The sequence below is a fragment of the Pseudoduganella umbonata genome (genome assembly GCF_014192225.1).
Taxonomy (GTDB): domain Bacteria; phylum Pseudomonadota; class Gammaproteobacteria; order Burkholderiales; family Burkholderiaceae_D; genus Rugamonas; species Rugamonas umbonata.
The window spans coordinates 160635-182167 of the sequence record NZ_JACHXS010000014.1 but is presented as its reverse complement, the minus strand read 5'-3'; the positions used below and the strand labels follow the sequence as shown (position 1 = coordinate 182167).

Annotated in this window: 20 protein-coding genes and 1 tRNA gene; 20 read left to right on the top strand and 1 reads right to left on the bottom strand. The window is 64.0% G+C overall.

The genetic code is table 11. The features are described 5' to 3' along the window. The first annotated feature begins 13 nt into the window (after positions 1–13). From FHS02_RS28330 to FHS02_RS28255, 16 genes are all read left to right on the top strand, one after another. Positions 14–1036 (top strand): RodZ domain-containing protein, encoded by a 1023-nt coding sequence (locus tag FHS02_RS28330; RefSeq protein ID WP_137314016.1) that lies wholly within the window; start codon positions 14–16, stop codon positions 1034–1036. 5 nt (positions 1037–1041) lie between these two features. Beyond that, positions 1042–2325, top strand: coding sequence for a flavodoxin-dependent (E)-4-hydroxy-3-methylbut-2-enyl-diphosphate synthase (ispG, locus tag FHS02_RS28325; RefSeq protein WP_137314015.1), 1284 nt, complete (start codon positions 1042–1044; stop codon positions 2323–2325). 26 nt (positions 2326–2351) lie between these two features. Beyond that, complete coding sequence (gene hisS / locus FHS02_RS28320) at positions 2352–3704, top strand: histidine--tRNA ligase (protein WP_137314014.1); 1353 nt, start codon at positions 2352–2354, stop codon at positions 3702–3704. A gap of 18 nt (positions 3705–3722) precedes the next feature. Continuing rightward, on the top strand, positions 3723–4376 hold the full coding sequence (locus tag FHS02_RS28315; protein ID WP_137314013.1) for a YfgM family protein: 654 nt from the start codon (positions 3723–3725) through the stop codon (positions 4374–4376). Positions 4377–4493: 117 nt separating this feature from the next. Continuing rightward, the gene (gene bamB / locus FHS02_RS28310) at positions 4494–5648 is read left to right on the top strand and encodes an outer membrane protein assembly factor BamB (RefSeq protein WP_137314012.1); all 1155 of its coding nucleotides are present in this window, start codon (positions 4494–4496) and stop codon (positions 5646–5648) included. 120 nt (positions 5649–5768) lie between these two features. Continuing rightward, entirely contained in the window at positions 5769–7115 is a 1347-nt protein-coding gene (der, locus tag FHS02_RS28305; RefSeq protein ID WP_137314011.1) for a ribosome biogenesis GTPase Der, read from the top strand. Positions 7116–7529: 414 nt separating this feature from the next. Then, positions 7530–7766, top strand: coding sequence for an RNA chaperone Hfq (gene hfq / locus FHS02_RS28300; protein ID WP_093558029.1), 237 nt, complete (start codon positions 7530–7532; stop codon positions 7764–7766). Between the two features lie 63 nt (positions 7767–7829). Beyond that, positions 7830–8966, top strand: a complete 1137-nt coding sequence (gene hflX / locus FHS02_RS28295) for a GTPase HflX (RefSeq protein ID WP_137314010.1) — start codon at positions 7830–7832, stop codon at positions 8964–8966. 3 nt (positions 8967–8969) lie between these two features. Then, a complete protein-coding gene (gene hflK, locus FHS02_RS28290) occupies positions 8970–10253 on the top strand; it encodes an FtsH protease activity modulator HflK (protein WP_137314009.1) in 1284 nt (427 codons plus the stop codon). After that, on the top strand, positions 10253–11131 hold the full coding sequence (hflC, locus tag FHS02_RS28285) for a protease modulator HflC (RefSeq protein ID WP_137314008.1): 879 nt from the start codon (positions 10253–10255) through the stop codon (positions 11129–11131). The genes hflK and hflC overlap by 1 nt, the downstream gene beginning before the upstream one ends. A 197-nt stretch (positions 11132–11328) precedes the next feature. After that, complete coding sequence (locus FHS02_RS28280) at positions 11329–12489, top strand: ATP phosphoribosyltransferase regulatory subunit (RefSeq protein WP_137314007.1); 1161 nt, start codon at positions 11329–11331, stop codon at positions 12487–12489. A 4-nt stretch (positions 12490–12493) separates the two neighbouring features. Beyond that, positions 12494–13807: an adenylosuccinate synthase gene (locus tag FHS02_RS28275; RefSeq protein WP_137314006.1), complete on the top strand. Its 1314-nt coding sequence runs from the start codon at positions 12494–12496 to the stop codon at positions 13805–13807. A gap of 57 nt (positions 13808–13864) precedes the next feature. Further along, positions 13865–14410, top strand: coding sequence for a phosphoribosyltransferase (locus tag FHS02_RS28270; protein WP_137314005.1), 546 nt, complete (start codon positions 13865–13867; stop codon positions 14408–14410). 113 nt (positions 14411–14523) lie between these two features. Further along, complete coding sequence (locus FHS02_RS28265) at positions 14524–15120, top strand: MarC family protein (protein ID WP_137314004.1); 597 nt, start codon at positions 14524–14526, stop codon at positions 15118–15120. Between the two features lie 96 nt (positions 15121–15216). Further along, positions 15217–15504 carry an autorepressor SdpR family transcription factor gene (locus FHS02_RS28260; protein ID WP_137314003.1) on the top strand — a complete coding sequence of 96 codons (288 nt, stop codon included), beginning with the start codon at positions 15217–15219 and terminating at the stop codon, positions 15502–15504. Next, the gene (locus FHS02_RS28255; protein ID WP_137314002.1) at positions 15501–16148 is read left to right on the top strand and encodes an SdpI family protein; all 648 of its coding nucleotides are present in this window, start codon (positions 15501–15503) and stop codon (positions 16146–16148) included. Before FHS02_RS28260 ends, FHS02_RS28255 begins: the two co-directional genes overlap by 4 nt. A gap of 60 nt (positions 16149–16208) precedes the next feature. Here FHS02_RS28255 and uvrB read toward each other — a convergent pair whose 3' ends face one another. Further along, complete coding sequence (gene uvrB / locus FHS02_RS28250) at positions 16209–18293, bottom strand: excinuclease ABC subunit UvrB (RefSeq protein ID WP_137314001.1); 2085 nt, start codon at positions 18291–18293, stop codon at positions 16209–16211. Between the two features lie 216 nt (positions 18294–18509). Here uvrB and FHS02_RS28245 point away from each other — a divergent pair, with 216 nt between their 5' ends. The 4 genes from FHS02_RS28245 (at position 18510) to FHS02_RS28230 (ending at position 21526) form a co-directional block, all read left to right on the top strand. Next, on the top strand, positions 18510–19712 hold the full coding sequence (locus tag FHS02_RS28245; RefSeq protein ID WP_137314000.1) for an amino acid aminotransferase: 1203 nt from the start codon (positions 18510–18512) through the stop codon (positions 19710–19712). Between the two features lie 122 nt (positions 19713–19834). Then, positions 19835–19910, top strand: a tRNA-Asn gene (locus FHS02_RS28240). Between the two features lie 135 nt (positions 19911–20045). After that, positions 20046–20294: a hypothetical protein gene (locus FHS02_RS28235; protein WP_137313999.1), complete on the top strand. Its 249-nt coding sequence runs from the start codon at positions 20046–20048 to the stop codon at positions 20292–20294. A 140-nt stretch (positions 20295–20434) separates the two neighbouring features. Further along, entirely contained in the window at positions 20435–21526 is a 1092-nt protein-coding gene (locus FHS02_RS28230; protein WP_137313998.1) for a sensor histidine kinase, read from the top strand. The last annotated feature ends 7 nt before the right edge of the window (positions 21527–21533 follow it).

The following is a 21533-nucleotide window of genomic DNA, read 5'->3' as shown; positions in this document are numbered from 1 at the left end:
GACAGGGGTAATAATGGATTCAGAAGGGCAAAAGAAGGCGCAGGGCCAGCCGCAGGGGCAATCGGCGGAGCAGCGCCACGCCTCCGCGCCGGGCGCGACGCTGGCCGCGCAGCGCGAGGCGATGGGCCTCACGATCGAACAGATCGCCGATCAGCTGAAGCTGGCCCCGCGCCAGGTCGTCGCGCTCGAGCAGGGCGACTTTGCTTCGCTGCCGAACATGGCCGTCACGCGCGGATTCATTCGCGCCTATGCCAAGGTGGTGCGGCTCGACCCGGCGCCGCTGGTGGCACAGATCGAGGTCACGCCATCCGTCACCACGACCGAACATGCGCCGATCAGGCGGGAAAAGATTCCGACGACGTTTTCCCAGTCGCGCTTCCCCACGCTGGCGTCGCGCCAGTCGAAGCCGAGAGTCTGGATCATCGGCGGCGTCGTGGCACTGGCCATCATCGCCGGTACCGGCGCCTGGCAGGCCGGACTGATCTCGCCGACCGCCTTGCGCAAGCCTGCCACCACCGCGACGCCCGCCGCCGTGCCCGCTGCGCCCGGTACTGTTGCGACCACTGCCACGACCACCACGCCATTGCTGTCGCCCAACGTGCCGCTGGTGTCGACACCTGGCCAGGGTCCTGCGACGCCGGAAAATACCGCGCCGCTGGTGACGACGCCGCCGAACGCCGCCGCGGGTACGCCGGCACCGGCAACCGCACCAGCCGCGACGACACCGGCAGCAACGCCCGCACCCGTGCCTGCCGCGCCGGTGGCCACCACGCCTGCACCTGCGCCGGCAGCGCAGGGCGCCAACACGCTGACGCTGGTTTTCACGGCCGATTCGTGGGTCGAGATCAAGCGGCCCGGCGCATCGCCGTTGATTTCCCGTCTCGTCAAGGCCGGCAGTACCGAGAGCTTTGAGATCGACCGCCAGTCGCAGCTGACCGTCGGCGCGCCGGAAGGCGTACGCGCCACGTTGCGCGGCCAGCCGCTGCCGCTGCCGAAAGTAGCGAACGGCACCATTTCACGTGTCCAGATCAAGTAATGAGCATGTCCGAACTTATTACCGCCATACCTTCTAACGCGATCCCTTCCGGCCCCCTGGCGCGCCGCGCCAGCAAGGGCGTGCTGGTCGCGCACGGCGACCGCAAGGTGTGGGTCGGCGGCGACCATCCCGTCGTCGTGCAGTCGATGACCAATACCGATACCGCCGACGCTGTCGGCACGGCGATCCAGATCAAGGAACTGGCCCGCGCCGGTTCCGAGCTGGTGCGCCTGACGGTGGATCGTCCGGAAGCGGCGCAAGCCGTGCCGTACATCCGCGACCAGCTCGACAAGATGGGCATCGACGTGCCGCTGGTCGGTGATTTTCATTACAACGGCCACACGCTGCTCACCGAGTATCCGGACTGTGCCGCGGCGCTGTCGAAATACCGCATCAACCCCGGCAACGTGGGCAAAGGCGCCAAGCGCGACACGCAGTTCGCCCAGATGATCGAAGTGGCGATCCGCCACCAGAAGCCGGTGCGCATCGGCGTCAACTGGGGCTCGCTGGACCAGGCCCTGCTGGCCCGCATTATGGACGAGAACGCGGTCCGCGCGAATCCCTGGAGCGCGCAGGCGGTGATGTACGAAGCGCTGATCACGTCCGCCATCGAGAATGCCCAGCGCGCCGAGGAAATCGGCCTGGGCCGCGACAAGATCGTGCTGTCCTGTAAAGTATCGGGTGTGCAGGACCTGATCGCCGTTTACCGCGAACTGGCCAAGCGGTGCGACTACGCGCTGCACCTGGGACTGACGGAAGCGGGCATGGGCAGCAAAGGCATCGTTGCCTCGACGGCCGCGCTGTCCGTGCTGCTGCAGGAAGGCATCGGCGACACGATCCGCATTTCGCTGACGCCGGAACCGGGCGGCGACCGCACGAAGGAAGTCATCGTCGGCCAGGAAATCCTGCAGACGATGGGCTTGCGCAAGTTCATGCCGATGGTGATCGCCTGCCCGGGCTGTGGGCGCACCACGTCGACCACGTTCCAGGAACTGGCGGACGATATCCAGACCTTCCTGCGCGAGCAGATGCCGGAATGGAAGAAGAGCCATCCGGGCGTGGAAGCGATGAACGTGGCCGTGATGGGCTGCATCGTCAACGGCCCCGGCGAATCGAAGCACGCCAACATCGGCATCAGCCTGCCGGGCACCGGCGAATCGCCGGCCGCGCCGGTGTTCGTCGACGGCCAGAAAGTGGCCACGCTGCGCGGCGACACGATCGTCCAGGATTTCCAGCAGATCGTGCTGGACTACGTAAAAAAGAATTACTCGACATCCGCCGTCGTCTGACGGCTGCCATCAAAAGAACTCAAGTCATGTCCGAAAACAAAAAAGCAGAGAAGATCACGTCGGTCAAAGGGATGCCGGACATCCTGCCCGCCGATGCCCACCTGTGGGAAATCTTCGAGAACACCGCGCAGTCGATCCTGCAGAGCTACGGCTACCAGAACATCCGCACGCCGATCGTCGAGGAAACCCGCCTGTTCGCGCGCGCCATCGGCGCCGTGACCGATATCGTCGAAAAGGAAATGTATTCGTTCGAAGATTCGATGAACGGCGACCAGCTGACGCTGCGCCCGGAAGGCACGGCCGGCGTGGTGCGCGCCGTGCTCGAGCATAACCTCGTGTACGACGGCCCGAAGCGCCTGTGGTACAAGGGCCAGATGTTCCGCCACGAGCGCCCGCAGCGCGGCCGCTACCGGCAGTTCCACCAGTTCGGCGCGGAAGCCGTGGGCTTCACCGGCCCGGACATCGATGCCGAGCTGATCGTGCTGTGCCGTCGCCTGTGGGACGACCTGGGCCTGCCCGACATCCGCCTGGAACTGAATTCGATCGGCGACGCGGCCGAGCGCGCCGCGCACCGCGTGGACCTGATCAAGTACCTGGAACAGCACGAGGAACTGCTCGACGCGGACGCCAAGCGCCGCCTGCACACCAACCCGCTGCGCATCCTGGATACCAAGAACCCGGCACTGCAGGCAATCGTCGACAACGCGCCGAAACTGCTCGACTACCTGGGCGAGGAATCCCTGAAGCACTTCGAGGGCGTGAAGAACATCCTCGACCGCAACGCCGTGCAGTACACCGTCAACACGCGCCTGGTGCGCGGCATCGACTACTACAACCGCACCGTGTTCGAATGGGTCACCGACGAACTGGGCGCGCAGGGCACCGTGTGCGCCGGCGGCCGCTACGATCCGCTGATCGAACAGTTCGGCGGCAAGCCGACGCCGGCGGTCGGCTTCGCGATGGGCATCGAGCGCCTGATCGAGCTGATGAAATCGGCCGGCGAAACGGCGGCTCCGGCCCAGTGCGACGTGTACCTGGTGCACCAGGGGGCGGAAGCGCAGATGCAGGCCTTCATCCTGGGCGAGCGCATCCGCGACGCCGGGCTGGACGTGATCCTGCACTGCGCCACCGCGGCCGGCGCCGGTTCGTTCAAGAGCCAGATGAAGAAGGCCGACGGCAGCGGCGCGTCGTTCGCCATCATCATCGGCGAAGACGAAGTGGCCAACAATACCGCCAGCGTCAAGGCGCTGCGCGGCGCCGAAGGCGAGCAGCAGCAGACCGCGGTGGCATTCGAGGAAGTGGTCGGCTACGTGGTCGACCAGATCATCGGCGGCCACGACTGCGGCGACGACTGCGAAGATCACCACCACCATCACTGATCCCGAAGGAAAGATTCCATGGCATTCGATCACCAAGAAGAAGAACAGCTCGCTTCCCTGAAGGCGTGGTGGGCTAGGTACGGCAACGCCGCAACGTGGGTGCTGGTGGCCGGCCTGGCCGCCTACTCCGGCTGGGCAGGGTGGCAGTATTACCAGCGCACGCAGGCCGTCGAAGCGTCCGCGCTGTACGACGAGCTGCAGTCCTCGGTCGGCAAGGACAACGCCAAGGTGCAGCGCGCCGCCGGCGATATCGAGAGCCGCTACGGCCGCACGCTGTATGCGCAGATGGCCGCGCTGACGGCGGCGAAGAGCGCCTTCGAGGCGAACGACCTGAAGACCGCGAAGGCAAAGCTGCAGTGGGTGATCGAACACGGCAACGACGAATACCAGGCGGTGGCGAAGATCCGCCTGGCCGGCGTGCTGCTGGACGAGAAGGCCTACGATGCGGCCCTGAAGGCGCTGGACGGCAAAGTGCCGGAGAAGTTCACCGCCGCTGTCAGCGATCGCAAGGGCGACGTGCTGGCCGCGCAGAACAAGCTGGCCGAAGCGCGTGCGGCCTACCAGGCCGCGCTGGCCGGTACGGACGAGAAGAATCCGGCACGCCAGCTGATCGAGCTGAAACTCGAAGCGGTCGGCGGCACGGTGCCGGAACCGAAGCCGGCCGCCGCCTGATTTACTGATCCACGCTGGCGCGAGCGCCAGGTTTCATCCGGCCCGCGGCCAGCAGGATGGCACGCGGGCCTGCATCATCCGTACCGCCTTCCACTTGTTAGGAGCAAGGTTTAATTTATGCGTATCACCGGTAAACTCATCGGCGTGAGCCTGCTGTCCATGACGGCCGCGTGCAGTACCATCAGCTCGCTGAACCCGTTCAAGGAAAAGGACAAGAATCCACCTGCCGCGCTGGTGGACATCAAGTCGCCGATCCCGGCCAAGGTCGTGTGGAAGCATTCGGTCGGCAAGGCCGGCCTGTACGTGTTTTCGCCGGCGCTGGCCGATAATGCGTTGTTCGTGGCCGATGCCGATGGCAATATCGAACGGCTCGATGCGGCCACCGGCCGCTCGCAGTGGAAAGTGAAGGCCGGCACCGAGCTGACCGCGGGCGTGGGCGCCAACGGCAAGCTGGTGGCGGTCGGCGGCACCAAGGGCACCGTGATGGCGTTCGACGCGGCAACCGGCAAGGTGCAGTGGAAAGTGCAGGCGTCGTCCGAAGTGCTGTCGGCGCCGGCCGTGACCGACGAGCTGGTCATCGTGCGCAGCATGGACAACAAGATCACCGCCTACGACACCAGGACCGGCGACCGCAAGTGGTTCCTGCAGCGCACCACGCCGCCGCTGACCCTGCGCAACGCGCCGGGCATGGTGGTGGCGCAGCCGAACGTGTACGTGGCGCAGCCGGCCGGCAAGCTGCTGTCGCTGGCCCTGTCGAACGGCGTGCCGCGCTTCGAGGTGTCCGTGGCGGAACCGCGCGGCGCCACCGAACTGGAACGCGTGTCGGACATCGGCGGTACGCCGGTCGTCATCGGCACCGACATCTGCACCGTTACGTACCAGGGCAAGGTCGGCTGCTTCGACCTGTCCACCGGCGCGGCCAAGTGGAGCAAGCCGGCATCGTCCGACGTGGGCGTGGGCGCCGATCAGCGCTTCGTCTTCGTGGCGGACGACAAGGGCCATGTGTCCGCGTTCAGCCGCGAAGGCGGGGCCAGCGCGTGGAAGAACGATTCGCTGGGCAACCGCGCATTGTCCACGCCGCTGTCGTACGGCCGCGTGGTGGCCGTCGGCGATTTCCAGGGTTACATCCACCTGCTGTCGCGCGAAGACGGCGCGATGCTGGGCCGCGTGGCCACCGACGGCAGCGCGATCAAGTCCGTGCCGGTGGTCGCGGGTTCGAACATGATCTTCCAGACCCAGTCGGGAACGGTGACCGCGATCGCGGTCGAGTAATACAGTAATTCGTAACTGAACAAGCAGCTGCGCAGTGAGAATGACCGCGAGCGCGGTCATTCAGTATTTTCAAAAACCAAGCAGTACTAATGACCGCCAACGCGGTCGAGCAGAAAACAAATGAAGCCGGTAATCGCACTCGTGGGGCGCCCGAACGTCGGGAAATCGACCCTTTTCAATCGTCTGACCCGCTCGCGCGACGCGCTGGTGGCGGACTTGCCTGGTCTGACGCGTGACCGTCACTATGGCGAGGGCCGCGTCGGCGAACGTCCTTTCCTGGTCATCGATACAGGCGGTTTCGAGCCGGTCGCCAAGGAAGGCATCATGTTCCAGATGGCCCTGCAGACCAAGCAGGCCGTGGCCGAAGCGGACGTGGTGATCTTCCTCGTCGACGGCCGCCAGGGCATGACGCCGCACGACAAGACCATCACCGATTTCCTGCGCCGCAGCGGCCGCCCGGTGCTGCTGGTGGTGAACAAGGCCGAGGGCATGAAATACACCTCGGCCGTGTCGGACTTCTACGAACTGGGCCTGGGCGATCCGTATGCGATCTCCGGCGCGCACGGCGACGGCGTGACCGACCTGGTCTACGAAGCACTGGACAAGGCGTTTGCTTCGCGCCCGGAAGATGCCGAAGAGCTGCTGCCGTCCGAGCGCGGCATCAAGCTGGCGCTGGTCGGCCGCCCGAACGTGGGCAAGTCCACGCTGATCAACACGCTGCTGGGCGAAGAGCGCGTCATCGCGTTCGACATGCCGGGCACCACGCGCGACTCGATCGAGATCCCGTTCGAGCGCGACGGCAAGCACTACACGCTGATCGATACGGCCGGTATCCGCCGCCGCGGCAAGGTCTTCGAGGCGATCGAGAAGTTCTCGGTCGTCAAGACGCTGCAGTCGATCTCGGAAGCGAACGTGGTCATCCTGATGCTCGATGCCCAGCAGGACATCTCCGAGCAGGATGCGCACATTGCCGGCTTCATCCTGGAGTCCGGCCGCGCCCTGGTGCTGGCCGTGAACAAGTGGGATGGCCTGCAGACGCACCAGCGCGACCAGGTCAAGAACGACATGGACCGCAAGCTCGATTTCCTCGGCTTCGCCAAGACCCACTTCATCTCGGCGCTGAAGGGTACCGGCATCGGCCCGCTGATGAAGTCCGTCGATGCCGCCTACGGTGCGGCCATGGCCGACCTGTCGACGCCGAAACTGACCCGCGCGCTGCAGGAAGCCATCGAAAAGCAGGAGCCGAAGCGTAAAGGCGGCCTGCGGCCGAAGTTGCGCTACGCCCACCAGGGCGGCATGAACCCGCCGGTGATCGTCATCCACGGCAACTCGCTGGATGCCATCAGCGAGCCTTACAAGCGCTACCTGGAAAAGCATTTCCGCGAAACGTTCCAGCTGGTCGGCACGCCGCTGCGCATTGAATTGCGCACGGGTAAGAATCCGTTCGACAAGCGCGAGAAGAGCTGATACGGAATACGGCCGGTGGCAGCTGAATATCAGGGGTCTGTCCCCGGTAAGTGTCGGTAGAAGCACTCGCCAGTAGCGTGGCGAGGGGACTGACCCCGGTTTTCGCCGCGCTGGCGTAGCGCTTGCGAAACCTGGGGCAGTCCCCTGGCAATGGCGCTAGTAATCGATTGAGCCAGCACTTACGAGGGGCAGCCCCCTGTGTACAGCCCTTCCAGAAACTTCACATTCCGAATGCAATTTTTTCCTTGTTTTCATTCGGACACCCCTGCATAAATCGCAAAAACCGGTTACAGTAGCTTCGAAGCATTTCCGTCTGGCGGAGGGGCTTTTTACCTCTGCAATAAGGAGTAGCCGGCACTTGAATTCAAGCGTTTCGCCTCCAATTCCAACACAACAACATAAACTGGAGCTGTTATGAGCAATAAAGGGCAATTGTTACAAGACCCATTCCTGAACGCGCTGCGCAAAGAGCACGTTCCCGTCTCGATCTATCTCGTCAACGGCATCAAGTTGCAGGGTCATATCGAGTCGTTCGACCAGTACGTCGTTTTGCTGCGCAATACTGTCACGCAGATGGTGTACAAGCATGCCATTTCGACCGTGGTGCCGGCCCGCGCCGTCAACCTCAATATCGATTCCGAGGCGGAGTAACGCGTTGATCGTTGAGACAACGCCGCAGCTTTGCCTTCCGCTTCATCGTCCCCTGACCGTCCCATGCGCGCAGCTTTAGTTGGTGTGGACTTCGGTCAGGGCGACTTCGCCGCCAGTATCGACGAGTTGATGCTGCTCGCCCGTTCGGCGGGAGCAGAGCCCATCACGACCGTCACCGGCAAGCGTTCCAGTCCCGATGCCGCCTATTTCGTCGGCAGCGGCAAGGCCGACGAGATCGGCCATGCCGTGCAGGATCATGGACTGGAGATCGTCATCTTCAACCACGCCCTGTCGCCTGCGCAGCAGCGCAACCTGGAGAAGCGCCTGAACGTACGGGTGCTGGACCGGACCAGCCTGATCCTCGACATCTTTGCCCAGCGTGCCCAGAGCCACGAGGGCAAGCTGCAGGTCGAGCTGGCGCAGCTGCAGCACCTTTCCACGCGGCTGATCCGCGGCTGGACTCACCTCGAGCGCCAGAAGGGCGGTATCGGCCTGCGCGGCCCGGGTGAAACCCAGCTGGAAACGGACCGCCGGCTGATCGGCGAGCGCGTGCGGATGCTGCGCGCGCGCCTCGCGAAACTGCGCAAGCAGCACGAGACGCAGCGCCGTTCGCGCGGCCGCAACAATGCCTTTTCGGTGTCGCTGGTCGGCTATACCAATGCCGGCAAATCGACCCTGTTCAATGCGCTGACCAAGGCCGGCGTCTACGTGGCGGACCAGTTGTTCGCTACGCTGGACACCACTTCGCGCCGCGTCTACATGGGCGAGGAGGCCGGCAATGTGGTGATTTCCGATACGGTCGGCTTCGTGCGCGAATTGCCGCACCAGCTGGTGGCGGCTTTCCGCGCCACGCTCGAGGAAACCATCCATGCCGACCTGCTGCTGCACGTCGTCGACGGCGCCAGCCCGGTGCGGATGGAACAGATCGAAGAAGTCAACGCCGTGCTGCGCGAAATCGGCGCCGACCATATCCCGCAGATCCTGGTCTGGAACAAGATCGACGCGGCTGGCCTGGAGCCGGCGGTGGAACGTGATGAGCATGATAAGATTTCACGCGTTTTCATCAGTGCCCGCACCGGCGACGGCCTCGATCTTCTGCGCGCGGCCATCACCGAGACAGCCCAGGTTCAACGGGAGGCGAATCTGCGTCCGAAGGACGACACGCCACCCGATGCCATTTCCACATTCACCGATGTCTAAAACATGCCTCTTTCCTCACTAGCGAAAAGATTAGGCCTGAAGCTGTCCCTGAACGACCCCCGCTGGGGCCAGGACAAGGACAACAACAGGCAGGCCCAGGAAGGCAAGAAGCCCGGCGACGGACCGCCGGACCTCGACCAGCTCTGGCGCGACTTCAACCAGCGCCTGAACGGCCTGTTCGGCAACAAGAACCGTAACAACAACAATGGCAGCGGCGGCGGCGGTGGCAGCGGCGGAGGCGAACTGAAAGGTGCCGGCGTGACCGTCGGCGCCGTCGCGGTAATCGCCCTGCTGGTCTGGCTGGCAAGCGGCGCGTTCATCGTGCAGGAAGGGCAGAAGGGCATCGTGACCACGTTCGGCCGCTACAGCCACGACACGCCGGCCGGTTTCAACTGGCGCTGGCCGTATCCGTTCCAGGCCAACGAGACCGTCAACGTGTCGCAGGTGCGCACGGTGGAAGTCGGCTATCGCGGCAATGTCCGCAACAAGCAGGCACGCGAGTCGCTGATGCTGACCGATGACGAGAACATCATCGACATCCAGTTCGCCGTGCAGTACCGGCTGAAGGATCCCGTGGCCTGGCTGTACAACAACCGCGACGCGGAAGATACCGTGCGCCAGGTTGCCGAAACGGCGATCCGCGAGATCGTCGGCCGCAGCAAGATGGACTTTGTGCTGTATGAAGGGCGCGAGAAAGTGGCCTACGACACGCTGCAACTGATGCAGCAGATCCTCGACCGCTATGCGTCCGGCGCCATGGTCACCAACGTGACGATGCAGGGCGTGCAGCCGCCGGAGCAGGTACAGACCGCGTTCGACGACGCCGTCAAGGCCGGCCAGGACCGCGAACGCCTGAAGAACGAAGGCGCTGCTTATGCCAACCAGGTCGTGCCGACGGCGCGCGGCGCCGCCTTCCGCCTGTTGCAGGAAGCCGAAGCGTATCGTTCGATGGTGGTGGAAAACGCCAGCGGTAATGCCGACCGCTTCAAGTCGGTATTGGTCGAGTACCAGAAAGCACCGGGCGTGACGCGCGACCGCATGTACCTGGACACGATGCAGCAGATCTTCTCTAACACCAGCAAGGTGATGGTCGATGCGAAGGCCGGCAGCAACCTGCTGTACCTGCCGCTCGATAAACTGATTGCGCAGGTTGCGGCCACCGAGGCGCAACGCGCCAACGTGACCGCACCGCCGCCGACCGCCGTGTTGCTGCCGCCGCCTGACCAGCCGTACTCCGGCGACCAGAACCGCGCGCGTGAATCGTCCCGTAGCCGGGAGGGCCGTTAATGAACCGTATCGTTACACTCGTCGTCACCGCGTTCATCGCGCTGATGCTGCTGTCGTCCACCGTGTTCGTGGTCGACCAGCGCAAGTTCGCCATCGTGTTCGCGCTGGGTGAAGTCAAGCAGGTGATCCGCGAGCCGGGCCTGCACTTCAAGCTGCCGCCGCCGTTCCAGAACGTGATGTGGCTCGACAAGCGCATCCAGACGCTGGACTCGCCGGAAGCGGACCGCTTCATCACGGCCGAGAAGATGAACATCCTGGTCGATTCGTTCGTGAAGTGGCGTATCGTCGATCCGCGCCTGTACTTCGTCAGCTTCGGCGGTGACGAAGGCCGTGCCGGCGACCGCATGTCGCAGATCGTCAAGGCGGCGCTGAACGAGGAAATCACCAAGCGCACCGTGCGCGAAGTGATCTCGGGCCAGCGCGGCAAGGTGATGGAATCGATCCGGGCCAAGGTCGTCAACGAAGCCCAGCAGATCGGCGTGCAGATCCTGGACGTGCGGCTCAAGCGTGTCGACTACGTCGAGCAGATCAACAACTCGGTGTACGAGCGGATGAAGGCCGAGCGCCTGCGCGTGGCCAACGAGCTGCGTTCGACCGGCTCGGCCGATTCGGAAAAGATCCGCGCCGACGCCGACAAGCAGCGCGCCGTGATCCTTGCCGAAGCGTATCGCGAAGCCGAGAAGATCCGCGGCGAAGGCGATGCCAAGGCCAGCGCGATCTACGCCGAGGCATTCGGCCGCAACCCCGAGTTCTACAAGTTCTACCGCAGCCTGGAAGCCTACCGGTCGTCGTTCAAGACCAAGGCCGACGTGATGCTGGTGGATCCGAATTCGGAGTTCTTCAAGTACTTCAAGGGTAGCGGTTCGGCTGGTAAATAAGCCTAGTCCGTCGCCGGAAAGCCGGTGACAGACACCAGTTTTCGAGAAACATTTCTCGAAAACTGGTGTCTGTCACCGGTTTTTGCTTGTCCTTTTTTCCTGTTTGGCCACGTTTTCGCGTAAAATATGCGGTTCGGCTTGCGCCGCACGCTTGCGCGCCGTGCCGATTGAACGTTTTTCAACAAACCGGTTTCCCCATGCCGAATTGGCTTTTGCCCGAACATATCGCGGACGTTCTGCCGTCCGAAGCGCGCAAGATCGAGGAATTGCGCCGCCTGATGCTGGATAACTTCCGCCGCTACGGCTACGAACTCGTGATGCCGCCGCTGCTGGAGTACGTCGAGTCGCTGATGACCGGCGCCGGCCAGGATACCGACCTGCGCACCTTCAAGCTGGTCGACCAGATCACCGGCCGCATGCTGGGCCTGCGCGCGGACATGACCACCCAGGTCGCCCGCATCGACGCCCACCTGCTGAACCGTGCTTCCGTCACCCGCCTGTGCTACGCCGGTCCGGTGCTGCATACCCGTCCGTCGGGCCTGCACGCCACCCGCGAGCCGCTGCAGATCGGCGCTGAAATCTATGGCCATGCCGGCCTGGAAGCGGATGCCGAGATTCAGGAACTGGCGCTGGCCTCGCTCGAGATGGCCGGCTTCGCCGAGGTGCGGCTGGACCTGGCGCACGTGGGCGTGCTGCGCGCGATCCTCGACCTGGATCCCGCCGCGCATCGCGACCGCGACGCGATCGTGCAACTGCTGCGCGCGAAGGACGTGCCGGGCCTGCGCGAGCTGACCGCAGGCTACGCGCCCGCCACGCGCGACGCCTTGCTGGCCCTGCCGAACCTGTATGGCGACGTGGACGTGCTGGCCACCGCGAAGCATGCGCTGCCGGACCTGCCGGGCATCGCCAAGGCGCTGGCCGAACTGGCGGCGCTGGCGGCGTCTGCGATCGGCCGCGCCGACGTGGCGATCGACCTGGCCGACCTGCGCGGCTACCAGTACGAAAGCGGCGCCACCTTCGCGCTGTACGTGCCCGGCCTGCCGAACGCCGTGGCGCGCGGCGGCCGCTACGATCACGTCGGCGAAGCATTCGGCCGTGCCCGTCCCGCGACGGGCTATTCGATGGACCTGCGCGAGCTGGCCCGCCTGCTGCCGACGGCCGACCGCAAGCATGCGATCCGCGCGCCATGGGGCAATTCGCCCGAACTGAAAGAACGTATCGCCGAGCTGCGCAAGGCCGGCGAGGTTGTGATCCAGTCCCTGCCGGGTCACAGCGATGAACAGGACGAGTTCGAGTGCGACCGCGCGCTGGTGCTCGACGAGAGTGGTAGTAACTGGATTCTTAAAAACTTAGGTTAGTGTGATGTCAAAAAAAATCACTGCAACAAACGTGGTCGTCATCGGTACCCAGTGGGGCGATGAAGGCAAGGGCAAAATCGTCGACTGGCTGACGGAGCACGCGCAAGGCGTGGTGCGCTTCCAGGGCGGCCACAACGCCGGCCACACGCTGGTGATCGGCGGCGTGAAGACCGCGCTGCAGCTGATCCCTTCGGGCATCATGCGCCCTGGCGTGGCCTGCTACATCGGCAACGGTGTCGTGGTGTCCGTGCCGGACGTGCTGCGCGAGATCGACAAGCTGGAAGCCGTCGGCGTGGAAGTGGCATCGCGCCTGAAGGTCTCCGAGGCTTGCCCGGTGATCCTGCCTTACCACACCGCGCTCGATGCGGCCCGTGAAGCGGCCCGCGGCGCCGCCAAGATCGGCACCACCGGCAAGGGCATCGGCCCGGCCTACGAAGACAAGGTGGCGCGCCGCGCGATCCGCGTTGCCGACCTGCTCAACGAAAAGCGTTTCGCCGAGAAGCTGGCCGAGAACCTGGACTACCACAACTTCGTGCTGGAGAACTACCTGAAGGCACCGAAGGTCGAGTACCAGAAGACCCTCGACGATGCGCTGGCCTACGTGCCGCGCCTGCGCCCGATGGTGGCCGACGTGTCGAGCGCGCTGTATGCCGCGCACAAGGCCGGCGCCAACCTGCTGTTCGAAGGCGCGCAGGGCTCGCTGCTGGACGTGGACCACGGCACGTATCCGTTCGTGACGTCGTCGAACTGCGTGGCCGGCAATGCCGCCGCCGGTGCCGGCGTGGGCCCGAACATGCTGCACTACATCCTGGGCATCACGAAGGCCTACACGACGCGCGTGGGTTCCGGCCCGTTCCCGTCGGAACTGCCGACCGATGCCGGCGTGGGTCATCACCTGGCGCAGGTCGGCCATGAATTCGGCACCGTGACGGGCCGCGCCCGCCGCTGCGGCTGGTTCGACGCCGCGCTGCTGCGCCGCTCCGTGCAGATCAACGGCGTGTCCGGCATGTGCCTGACCAAGCTGGACGTGCTGGACGGCCTGGAAACGCTGAAGCTGTGCACCGGCTACATGCTGGACGGCCGCAAGGTCGACATCTTCCCGGTCGGCGCCGAAGACGCGGCCCGCTGCGAGCCGATCTACGAAGAAATGCCCGGCTGGACCGAAAGCACCGTCGGCGCGAAATCGCTGGCTGCGCTGCCGGCCACCGCCCGCGCGTACATCAAGCGCATCGAGGAACTGGTCGGCGTACCCGTCGACATGGTCTCCACTGGTCCGGACCGCGAAGAAACCATCGTGCTCCGTCACCCGTTCGAATAAAAACGTAATTAATACGTAATAAATACGAAATACTTGCCACAAGCAGGAAGGAATTACATGAGCACCCCTCAATCCGACGACAAGCACCTGTGGGTGACCTGGGATGAGTACAATCGCCTGGTCGAAGGCCTGGCCCTGAAGGTCTACGAATCGAACTTCAAGTTCGACATGGTGCTGTGCCTGGCGCGCGGCGGCGTGCGCCCCGGCGACGTGTTCTCGCGCATCTTCGACGTGCCGCTGGCGATCCTGTCGACCAGCTCCTACCGTGCCGACAAGGGCACGGTGCAGGGCGACCTCGATATCGCCAAGTACATCACGGTGACGCGCGGCTCGCTGGGCGGCAAGATCCTGCTGGTGGACGACCTGGCCGATTCCGGTGTCACGCTGATGAAGGTCATCGATCACCTGAAGGCGAACTACAAGGATGTCGAGGAAGTGCGTTCGGCCGTGATCTGGACCAAGGGCAGCTCGGCGTTCAAGCCGGACTACCAGATGCAGGAACTGCCGCACAACCCGTGGATCCACCAGCCGTTCGAGGACTACGACGGCCTGCGCCCGCACCAGCTGGCATCCTGGTTGAAAAAAGGCGAAACGAACGCTTGAGGATGAAAAGAGCCTCTTAGCATTCGCGCCTGCGCGACAATGGCGGAGGGCCGAGAGGTCCTCCGCCATTTTTTGTTCTGGTACCGCAAAGATAAAAATAAAGAGAGTGCCCCATGACTGAAAACTTCTTCCAGACCTTCATCCTGCTGTTGCTGGTCACCGACCCTTTCGGCAACGTGCCGCTGTTCGCCGCAGCGCTGCAGCCGGTGCCACTGGCCCGCCGGCCGCGGATCGTGGTGCGCGAATGCCTGATCGCGTTCGCCGTGCTGCTGGTCTTCATGTTCTTCGGCCGGCCGTTCCTGCACGCGCTGAGCCTTTCCGAAGTCTCGCTGCGCATCGCCGGCAGCGTGATCCTGCTGATGATCGCGATCCGCATGGTGTTCCCGCATCCCGACGGCGTGCTGGGCAAGAGCGAAGGCGGCGAACCGTTCATCGTGCCGCTGGCGATTCCCGCGCTGGCCGGCCCGTCGGCGCTGGCCACGGTACTGCTGTTCTCCAGCGAGACCCGCGGCGACGTGATGATCCACGTCGCGGCACTGGCCGCCGTGGTCGTCGTCTGGCTGGCCGTATTCCTCGGCGCCGACCGGCTGCAGCGGGTACTCGGTACGCAGGTGATGACGGCCTTCGAGAGGCTGATGGGGCTGATCCTCGCGGCGATGTCGATCGAGATGCTGCTGGGCGGGATCAGGGAGTTCGTGAAGACGCTGTAGCCGCCACCATGCGCGCATGCACAGGCCGGGCTTGCCCCGGCCTTTGTTTTGTCCTATATTTAGATATCCATCTAATTAGTGATCGATCGAAATACGATGCCAGTCCCCACCGATGCCTTCAAGGCCATGGCCGATCCGGCGCGCCGCGAAATCCTGCGCCTGCTGCGCGATGGCGAAATGACGGCCGGGCAGCTGGCCGAGCATTTCGACATGACGCGGCCGACCATGTCGCACCATTTCTCCGTGCTGTCGGAGGCCGACCTGATCACCCGCCGCCGCGACGGCCAGACCATCTGGTACGGCCTGAACACGACGGTGCTGCAGGATGTCGTGGCGTGGATGATGGACCTTACCGAACCCCAGCCGAGAAGGAGAGGTACATGACAAGGCAGCACCTGATCGCCAATATCGTTCTGATCCTCGCCGCCACCGTGTTGACGGCGTTCTGCTGGCCGCAGCTGCCGGAGAGCATTGCGATCCACTGGAATCTTGCCGGGGAGCCCGATGGGTGGGCCGGGCGCTGGACGCTGTGGCTGACCGGGCCGGGGCTGATGGCGCTGCTCCTGGCAATCGGGGCGGCGCTGCCGTACCTGTCGCCGCGCGACTTCTCGGTCGCCAGTTTCGGTGCGACCGCCGGCCATATCGTGACGCTGATCGTGCTGATGGCCGGCGCTGTACACGTCCTGCTATTGGCCGGCAACTTCAATATGGACATCGACATTGCCCGCGTGGTACCGGCCGGCGTATTCCTGCTGCTGATCCTGATCGGCAATCCACTGGGCAAGGTACGGCGCAATTTCTACATCGGCATCCGCACACCGTGGACGCTGGCCAGCGAGCGTGTCTGGTATGCGACGCACCGCATGGGCGCGCGCGTGATGGTGGCAACCGGCATGTGCGGCCTGGCCGCCGTCCTGCTGCGCGCGCCGGCGCCGATGCTGCTGGCACTCATTGCCGCCGCGGCGTTGCTGCCAGTGCTGTACTCGCTGATGCTGTACAAGCGGCTGGAGCGGAAAGGGCAGGTGTAGAAAAAGAAAAACGCCGCGTCGACCGCGGCGTTTTGCATGAGGCGCAGCCTGCAGGGAGGCTTACTTCCCGGTGATCGAAATCACGTCCGCCCCTGGCGCCCCGAAGGCCTGTTCCTTCAGCAGGTGCAGCTGGTCGCGCACCTGCGCCGCCTTTTCGAACTCCAGGTTCTTCGCATGCTCGACCATGAGCTTCTCGAGGCGCTTGATCTCTTTCGAGACCTGCTTCTCGCTCATCGTCTCGTACTTGGCCGTTTCCTGCGCCGCCTTCAGGTTCGTCGACTCGCGGTTCGGGTCGTACACGCCGTCGATCATGTCCTTGATGACCTTGTTGACGCCGCGGGCAATGATGCCGTGCTTCTCGTTGTGGGCGATCTGCTTGGCGCGGCGGCGTTCGGTCTCGTCGATCGCGCGCTTCATCGAATCGGTCATCTGGTCCGCATACAGCAGCGCCACCCCGTTCAGGTTGCGGGCGGCGCGGCCGATGGTCTGGATCAGCGAACGTTCGGAACGCAGGAAGCCTTCCTTGTCGGCGTCGAGGATCGCCACCAGCGACACTTCGGGCAAGTCGAGGCCTTCGCGCAGCAGGTTGATGCCGACCACGACGTCGAACGTGCCGATGCGCAGGTCGCGCAGGATTTCCACGCGCTCGACCGTTTCGATGTCGCTGTGCAGGTAGCGCACCTTGATGCCGTGGTCTGACAGGTATTCCGTCAGCTGTTCGGACATCCGCTTGGTCAGCGTCGTCACCAGCACGCGTTCGTTCTTGGCGATGCGGTCGTTGATTTCCGACAGCAGGTCATCGACCTGCGTGCGCGCCGGCCGCACGATCACCTGCGGGTCGACCAGGCCGGTCGGGCGCACCACCTGTTCCACCACCTGGTCGGCATGCTGCTTCTCGTACTCGGCCGGCGTGGCGGACACGAAGATCATCTGCCGCATCTTGTTCTCGAATTCCTCGAATTTCAGCGGGCGATTGTCGAGCGCGGACGGCAGCCGGAAACCGTAGTCGACCAGGTTGGTCTTGCGCGAGCGGTCGCCGTTGTACATGGCCGACAACTGGCCGACCAGCACGTGCGACTCGTCCATGAACATCAGCGCATCCTGCGGCAGGTAATCGATCAGCGTCGGCGGCGGCTGGCCCGGCAGCGCGCCGGACAGGTGCCGCGAGTAGTTCTCGATGCCTTTCGTAAAACCGATCTCGGCCATCATTTCCAGGTCGAAGCGGGTGCGCTGCTCGAGGCGCTGTTCCTCGATCAGCTTGCCTTCCTTGCGGAAGAATTCGAGCCGGTCGCGCAGTTCCGCCTTGATGCTTTCGATGGCGCGCAGCACGGTCGAACGGGGCGTCACATAGTGCGAGCCTGGGTAGACGGTGAAGCGGGGGATCTTCTGGCGCACGCGGCCCGTGAGCGGGTCGAACAGCTGGATCGATTCCAGTTCGTCGTCCCACATTTCCAGGCGCACGGCCAGTTCCGCGTGTTCGGCCGGGAAGATGTCGATCGTGTCGCCCCGCACGCGGAACGTGCCGCGGCCGAAGTCCACCTCGTTGCGCGTGTACTGCATCTGGATCAGGCGCGCGATGATGTCGCGCTGGCTGACCTTGTCCTTGGCGCGCAGGGTCAGGATCATCTGGTGGTATTCGGTCGGATTACCGATACCGTAGATCGCCGACACGGTGGCCACGATGACGACGTCGCGCCGTTCCATCAGCGACTTCGTGCACGACAGCCGCATCTGCTCGATGTGCTCGTTGATCGAGGAATCCTTCTCGATGAACAAGTCGCGCTGCGGCACGTAGGCTTCCGGCTGGTAGTAATCGTAGTACGACACGAAATACTCGACGGCGTTCTGCGGGAAGAATTCGCGGAATTCGCTGTACAGCTGGGCTGCCAGCGTCTTGTTCGGCGCGAACACGATGGCCGGGCGGCCCATGCGGGCGATCACGTTGGCCATCGTATAAGTCTTGCCGGAACCCGTCACGCCCAGCAGTGTCTGGAACGACAGGCCGTCGGAGATGCCTTCGCACAGGCTGTCGATCGCGGTCGGCTGGTCGCCGGCGGGCGGGAACGGCTGGTGCAGCTTGAACGGGGAATCCGGGAACGTCAGCACGGTGGGCTCGGGAGCGCCGGCCAGTGATAAATCAGCCATGAAGTCAGACCTTTGCTAGAATAGGGAGTTGCACACCACATTGTGCAGTCATTGCGCGGTGGCCGGCACACCTGGCCAACGCCGCGCATCGGAATTGCTGTGCACCGTCATCACTGTCCAGAGTAATTGCCGCTGAATTTCTTGCTCAGTAATTCACTCAGTAATGTTGTAGTGCTCATCCGCTGCGAATCGCATCCAATCGAATCCAATCCTACCATGACGAATCCTTCCGTTTTCAGTGCCATCGAGATGGCTCCGCGCGACCCGATCCTGGGTATCACCGAAGCTTTTAACGCCGACACCAACCCCAATAAAATCAACCTGGGCGTGGGTGTTTATTATGACGACAACGGTAAAGTGCCGCTGCTGTCGTGCGTGCAGAAAGCTGAAAACATCCTGATTGAACAGCCAGCCCCGCGTACCTACCTGCCGATCGAAGGCCTCGCCGCGTATGACAAGGCGGTGCAGGAGCTGGTATTTGGTGCCGACAGTGCTGTTATTCAAGAGCGCCGCGCGATCACCGTGCAGGCCATCGGCGGCACCGGCGCACTGAAGCTGGGCGCCGACTTCCTGAAGCGTTTCTCGCCGTCGTCGGACGTCTACATCAGCGATCCGAGCTGGGAAAACCACCGCGCGCTGTTTGAAAGCGCCGGCTTCAAGGTCAACAATTACGCTTACTACGATGCCGCCAGCCATGGCGTGAACTTCGACGGCATGCTGGCCGCGCTGAAGGCGATGCCGCAAGGCGCCGTCGTCGTGCTGCACGCGTGCTGCCATAACCCGACCGGTGCCGACCTGACCCAGCAGCAGTGGGACCAGGTGATCGACGCCGTCGTGACCGGCGGCCTGATCCCGTTCCTGGACATGGCTTACCAGGGCTTCGGCGCCGGCATCGCCGAAGACGGCGCCGTGGTGCGCCGCTTCGCCGCCACCGGCGTGCCGCTGCTGGTGTCGAACTCGTTCTCGAAGTCGTTCTCGCTGTATGGCGAGCGCGTGGGTGCCTTGTCCGTCGTGGCCGCCACTGCGGAAGAAGCTTCGCGCCTGCTGTCGCAGCTGAAGCGCGTGGTGCGCACCAACTACTCGAACCCGCCCGTGCATGGCGGCAAGGTCGTCGCCACCGTGCTGTCCACGCCGGAACTGCGCCAGCTGTGGGAAGAAGAGCTGGCCGCGATGCGCGTGCGCATCAAGGCAACCCGCGACCAGTTCGTGCAGAAGCTGAAGGAAAAGGCCCCGGGCCACGATTTCGCTTTCGTGCGCGAACAGGTGGGCATGTTCTCGTACTCGGGCCTGACGAAAGAGCAGGTCGCCAAGCTGCGCGAACAGTCGATCTACGCGGTGGACACGGGCCGTATCTGCGTGGCCGCGATGAACTCGAAGAACATCGACATCGTTGTTGACGCGATCGCCAAAGTTCTCTAAAATCCTGCTTCTTCGTTGACGCAAGTCAGCGAAGAAAGCAAGCAGTAAAGTAGTTCGCAGCAAACGATACCGATAAGCAAGCTTGCAAATGTTGCTCTGAACGTATAAAATGCTGCTTCTAATCCCTGATAGCTCAGTCGGTAGAGCGACGGACTGTTAATCCGCAGGTCCCTGGTTCGAGTCCAGGTCGGGGAGCCAGAATTCATGTGAAGAGCCCAGCCTTTGGTTGGGCTTTTTTCATTTCGAGATGTAATTCCGGCCGCGTTCCAGCCTTCGTTCCGGGTCCCGGTTCAGATCTCATTTCACTCCCCATTTCAACTTCGAGCGTTCACCATGGAAAACATCGATCAGCGCTACCTGGTCCAGCAAAACAAAATCAGCGACGGCGACAGGAAGCCGCCCGTCTTCGCCAAGGTCATGCGCAGCAAGGAAGGGGTGTTCGAAGGCGTTTCCTTCATCAAGAACAAGGAAAAGGCGACGGTGATGACCATCGCCCAGGCGGAGGAGGCGGTCGAGTGGGCGAAGAAGAAAAAGGCCGCATCCCACGAATATGAAACGAAGATCATCTGCCTGGGGCAATAAAGGATCTGGCGCGCGGTGATCCAGGCCGCTTCGCGCCATAGGGGGCCTGTTTCACGCTGCGCCACCGCGGTTTCGTCGCCCGGCCGTTGCCATGACACCGCTGCCGCGACAGAATGGCTGCTCACCCACCCCGAGCCGCCATGAACGACACCGCCACCCTCGACCGATCGCACCCCGCGCGCCGCTTCCCATGGCGGCGCTTCGCCACCGATGCCTGCTGGATGATGGTTCTGGTCGCGATCTGCGCCGTGATCATCACCTGGTCGTTCGGCGACGGTACCGGCTTCGGCATCAACCTGCTGGTCTCGGCCTGCATCGGCACGATCGCGTTCGTCATCATCGACGGTGTGCGGCTGGCATTCTGGGGGCAGGGCGTGCGCCCGCACTGGCTGGCGTTTGCCGCCATCATCGCGGTCGGCGTGCCGGTCGGCCAGATTGGCGGCGCGCGCGTGGCCGGCTGGCTGCTGGGGCGCGAGCTGACCACGCTGCACACGCTGGGGTCGAGCCGCACCACCGGCATGCTGGTGTTTACCTTGCTGACCACGGGCGCCGTGACGCTGTTCTTTGCCAGCCGCGACCGGCTGGCACGGGCGGAAGCAGCGGCCGCGGAAGAGCGGGCGCGTGCCGAAGCCGTCGAGCGCCAGGCGCTGCAGGCGCAACTGCAGCTGCTGCAGGCGCAGATCGAACCGCACATGCTGTTCAACACGCTGGCCAACCTGCAGGGCCTGATCGCGCTGGATCCGGAACGCGCCCAGCAGATGCTCGACCAGCTGATCCAGTACCTGCGCGCCACGCTGTCGTCGTCGCGGGCGCAGCGGACCACGCTGGCACAGGAATTCGCGCTGCTGGATGCCTATCTCGGCCTGATGTCGGTGCGCATGGGCGCCAGGCTGACCTACGCGTTCGACCTGCCGGACGCGCTGCGCGCCGTCGAGATTCCGCCGATGCTGCTGCAGCCGCTGGTGGAAAACGCCATCGCGCATGGGCTGGAGCCCACGATCGACGGTGGCCATATCCGCGTTTCCGCCCGGCGCGACGCAGGCCTGCTGACACTGTGCATCCGCGATGATGGCCGCGGCCTCGATGCCGGCCCGGGCAAGGCCGGCACGGGCCTGGGCCTGGCCAATACCCGCGCCCGCCTGGACGTCCTGTTCGGCGGGCGCGCATCCGTTACCCTGCGCCCGGCCGATGGCGGCGGCGCGCTGGCCTGCATCACCATTCCACTGACGTGAAAACCTA

Coding starts and splice junctions, on each gene's coding strand:
- hfq (WP_093558029.1), top strand. CDS start 7,530: ATGAGCAATAAAGGGCAATTGTTACAAGACCCATTCCTGAACGCGCTG.
- FHS02_RS28270 (WP_137314005.1), top strand. CDS start 13,865: ATGAGCACCCCTCAATCCGACGACAAGCACCTGTGGGTGACCTGGGAT.
- uvrB (WP_137314001.1), bottom strand. CDS start 18,293: ATGGCTGATTTATCACTGGCCGGCGCTCCCGAGCCCACCGTGCTGACG.
- der (WP_137314011.1), top strand. CDS start 5,769: ATGAAGCCGGTAATCGCACTCGTGGGGCGCCCGAACGTCGGGAAATCG.
- FHS02_RS28275 (WP_137314006.1), top strand. CDS start 12,494: ATGTCAAAAAAAATCACTGCAACAAACGTGGTCGTCATCGGTACCCAG.
- hisS (WP_137314014.1), top strand. CDS start 2,352: ATGTCCGAAAACAAAAAAGCAGAGAAGATCACGTCGGTCAAAGGGATG.
- FHS02_RS28330 (WP_137314016.1), top strand. CDS start 14: ATGGATTCAGAAGGGCAAAAGAAGGCGCAGGGCCAGCCGCAGGGGCAA.
- ispG (WP_137314015.1), top strand. CDS start 1,042: ATGTCCGAACTTATTACCGCCATACCTTCTAACGCGATCCCTTCCGGC.
- hflC (WP_137314008.1), top strand. CDS start 10,253: ATGAACCGTATCGTTACACTCGTCGTCACCGCGTTCATCGCGCTGATG.
- FHS02_RS28255 (WP_137314002.1), top strand. CDS start 15,501: ATGACAAGGCAGCACCTGATCGCCAATATCGTTCTGATCCTCGCCGCC.
- FHS02_RS28230 (WP_137313998.1), top strand. CDS start 20,435: ATGAACGACACCGCCACCCTCGACCGATCGCACCCCGCGCGCCGCTTC.
- FHS02_RS28235 (WP_137313999.1), top strand. CDS start 20,046: ATGGAAAACATCGATCAGCGCTACCTGGTCCAGCAAAACAAAATCAGC.
- bamB (WP_137314012.1), top strand. CDS start 4,494: ATGCGTATCACCGGTAAACTCATCGGCGTGAGCCTGCTGTCCATGACG.
- FHS02_RS28245 (WP_137314000.1), top strand. CDS start 18,510: ATGACGAATCCTTCCGTTTTCAGTGCCATCGAGATGGCTCCGCGCGAC.
- hflK (WP_137314009.1), top strand. CDS start 8,970: ATGCCTCTTTCCTCACTAGCGAAAAGATTAGGCCTGAAGCTGTCCCTG.
- hflX (WP_137314010.1), top strand. CDS start 7,830: ATGCGCGCAGCTTTAGTTGGTGTGGACTTCGGTCAGGGCGACTTCGCC.
- FHS02_RS28260 (WP_137314003.1), top strand. CDS start 15,217: ATGCCAGTCCCCACCGATGCCTTCAAGGCCATGGCCGATCCGGCGCGC.
- FHS02_RS28265 (WP_137314004.1), top strand. CDS start 14,524: ATGACTGAAAACTTCTTCCAGACCTTCATCCTGCTGTTGCTGGTCACC.
- FHS02_RS28280 (WP_137314007.1), top strand. CDS start 11,329: ATGCCGAATTGGCTTTTGCCCGAACATATCGCGGACGTTCTGCCGTCC.
- FHS02_RS28315 (WP_137314013.1), top strand. CDS start 3,723: ATGGCATTCGATCACCAAGAAGAAGAACAGCTCGCTTCCCTGAAGGCG.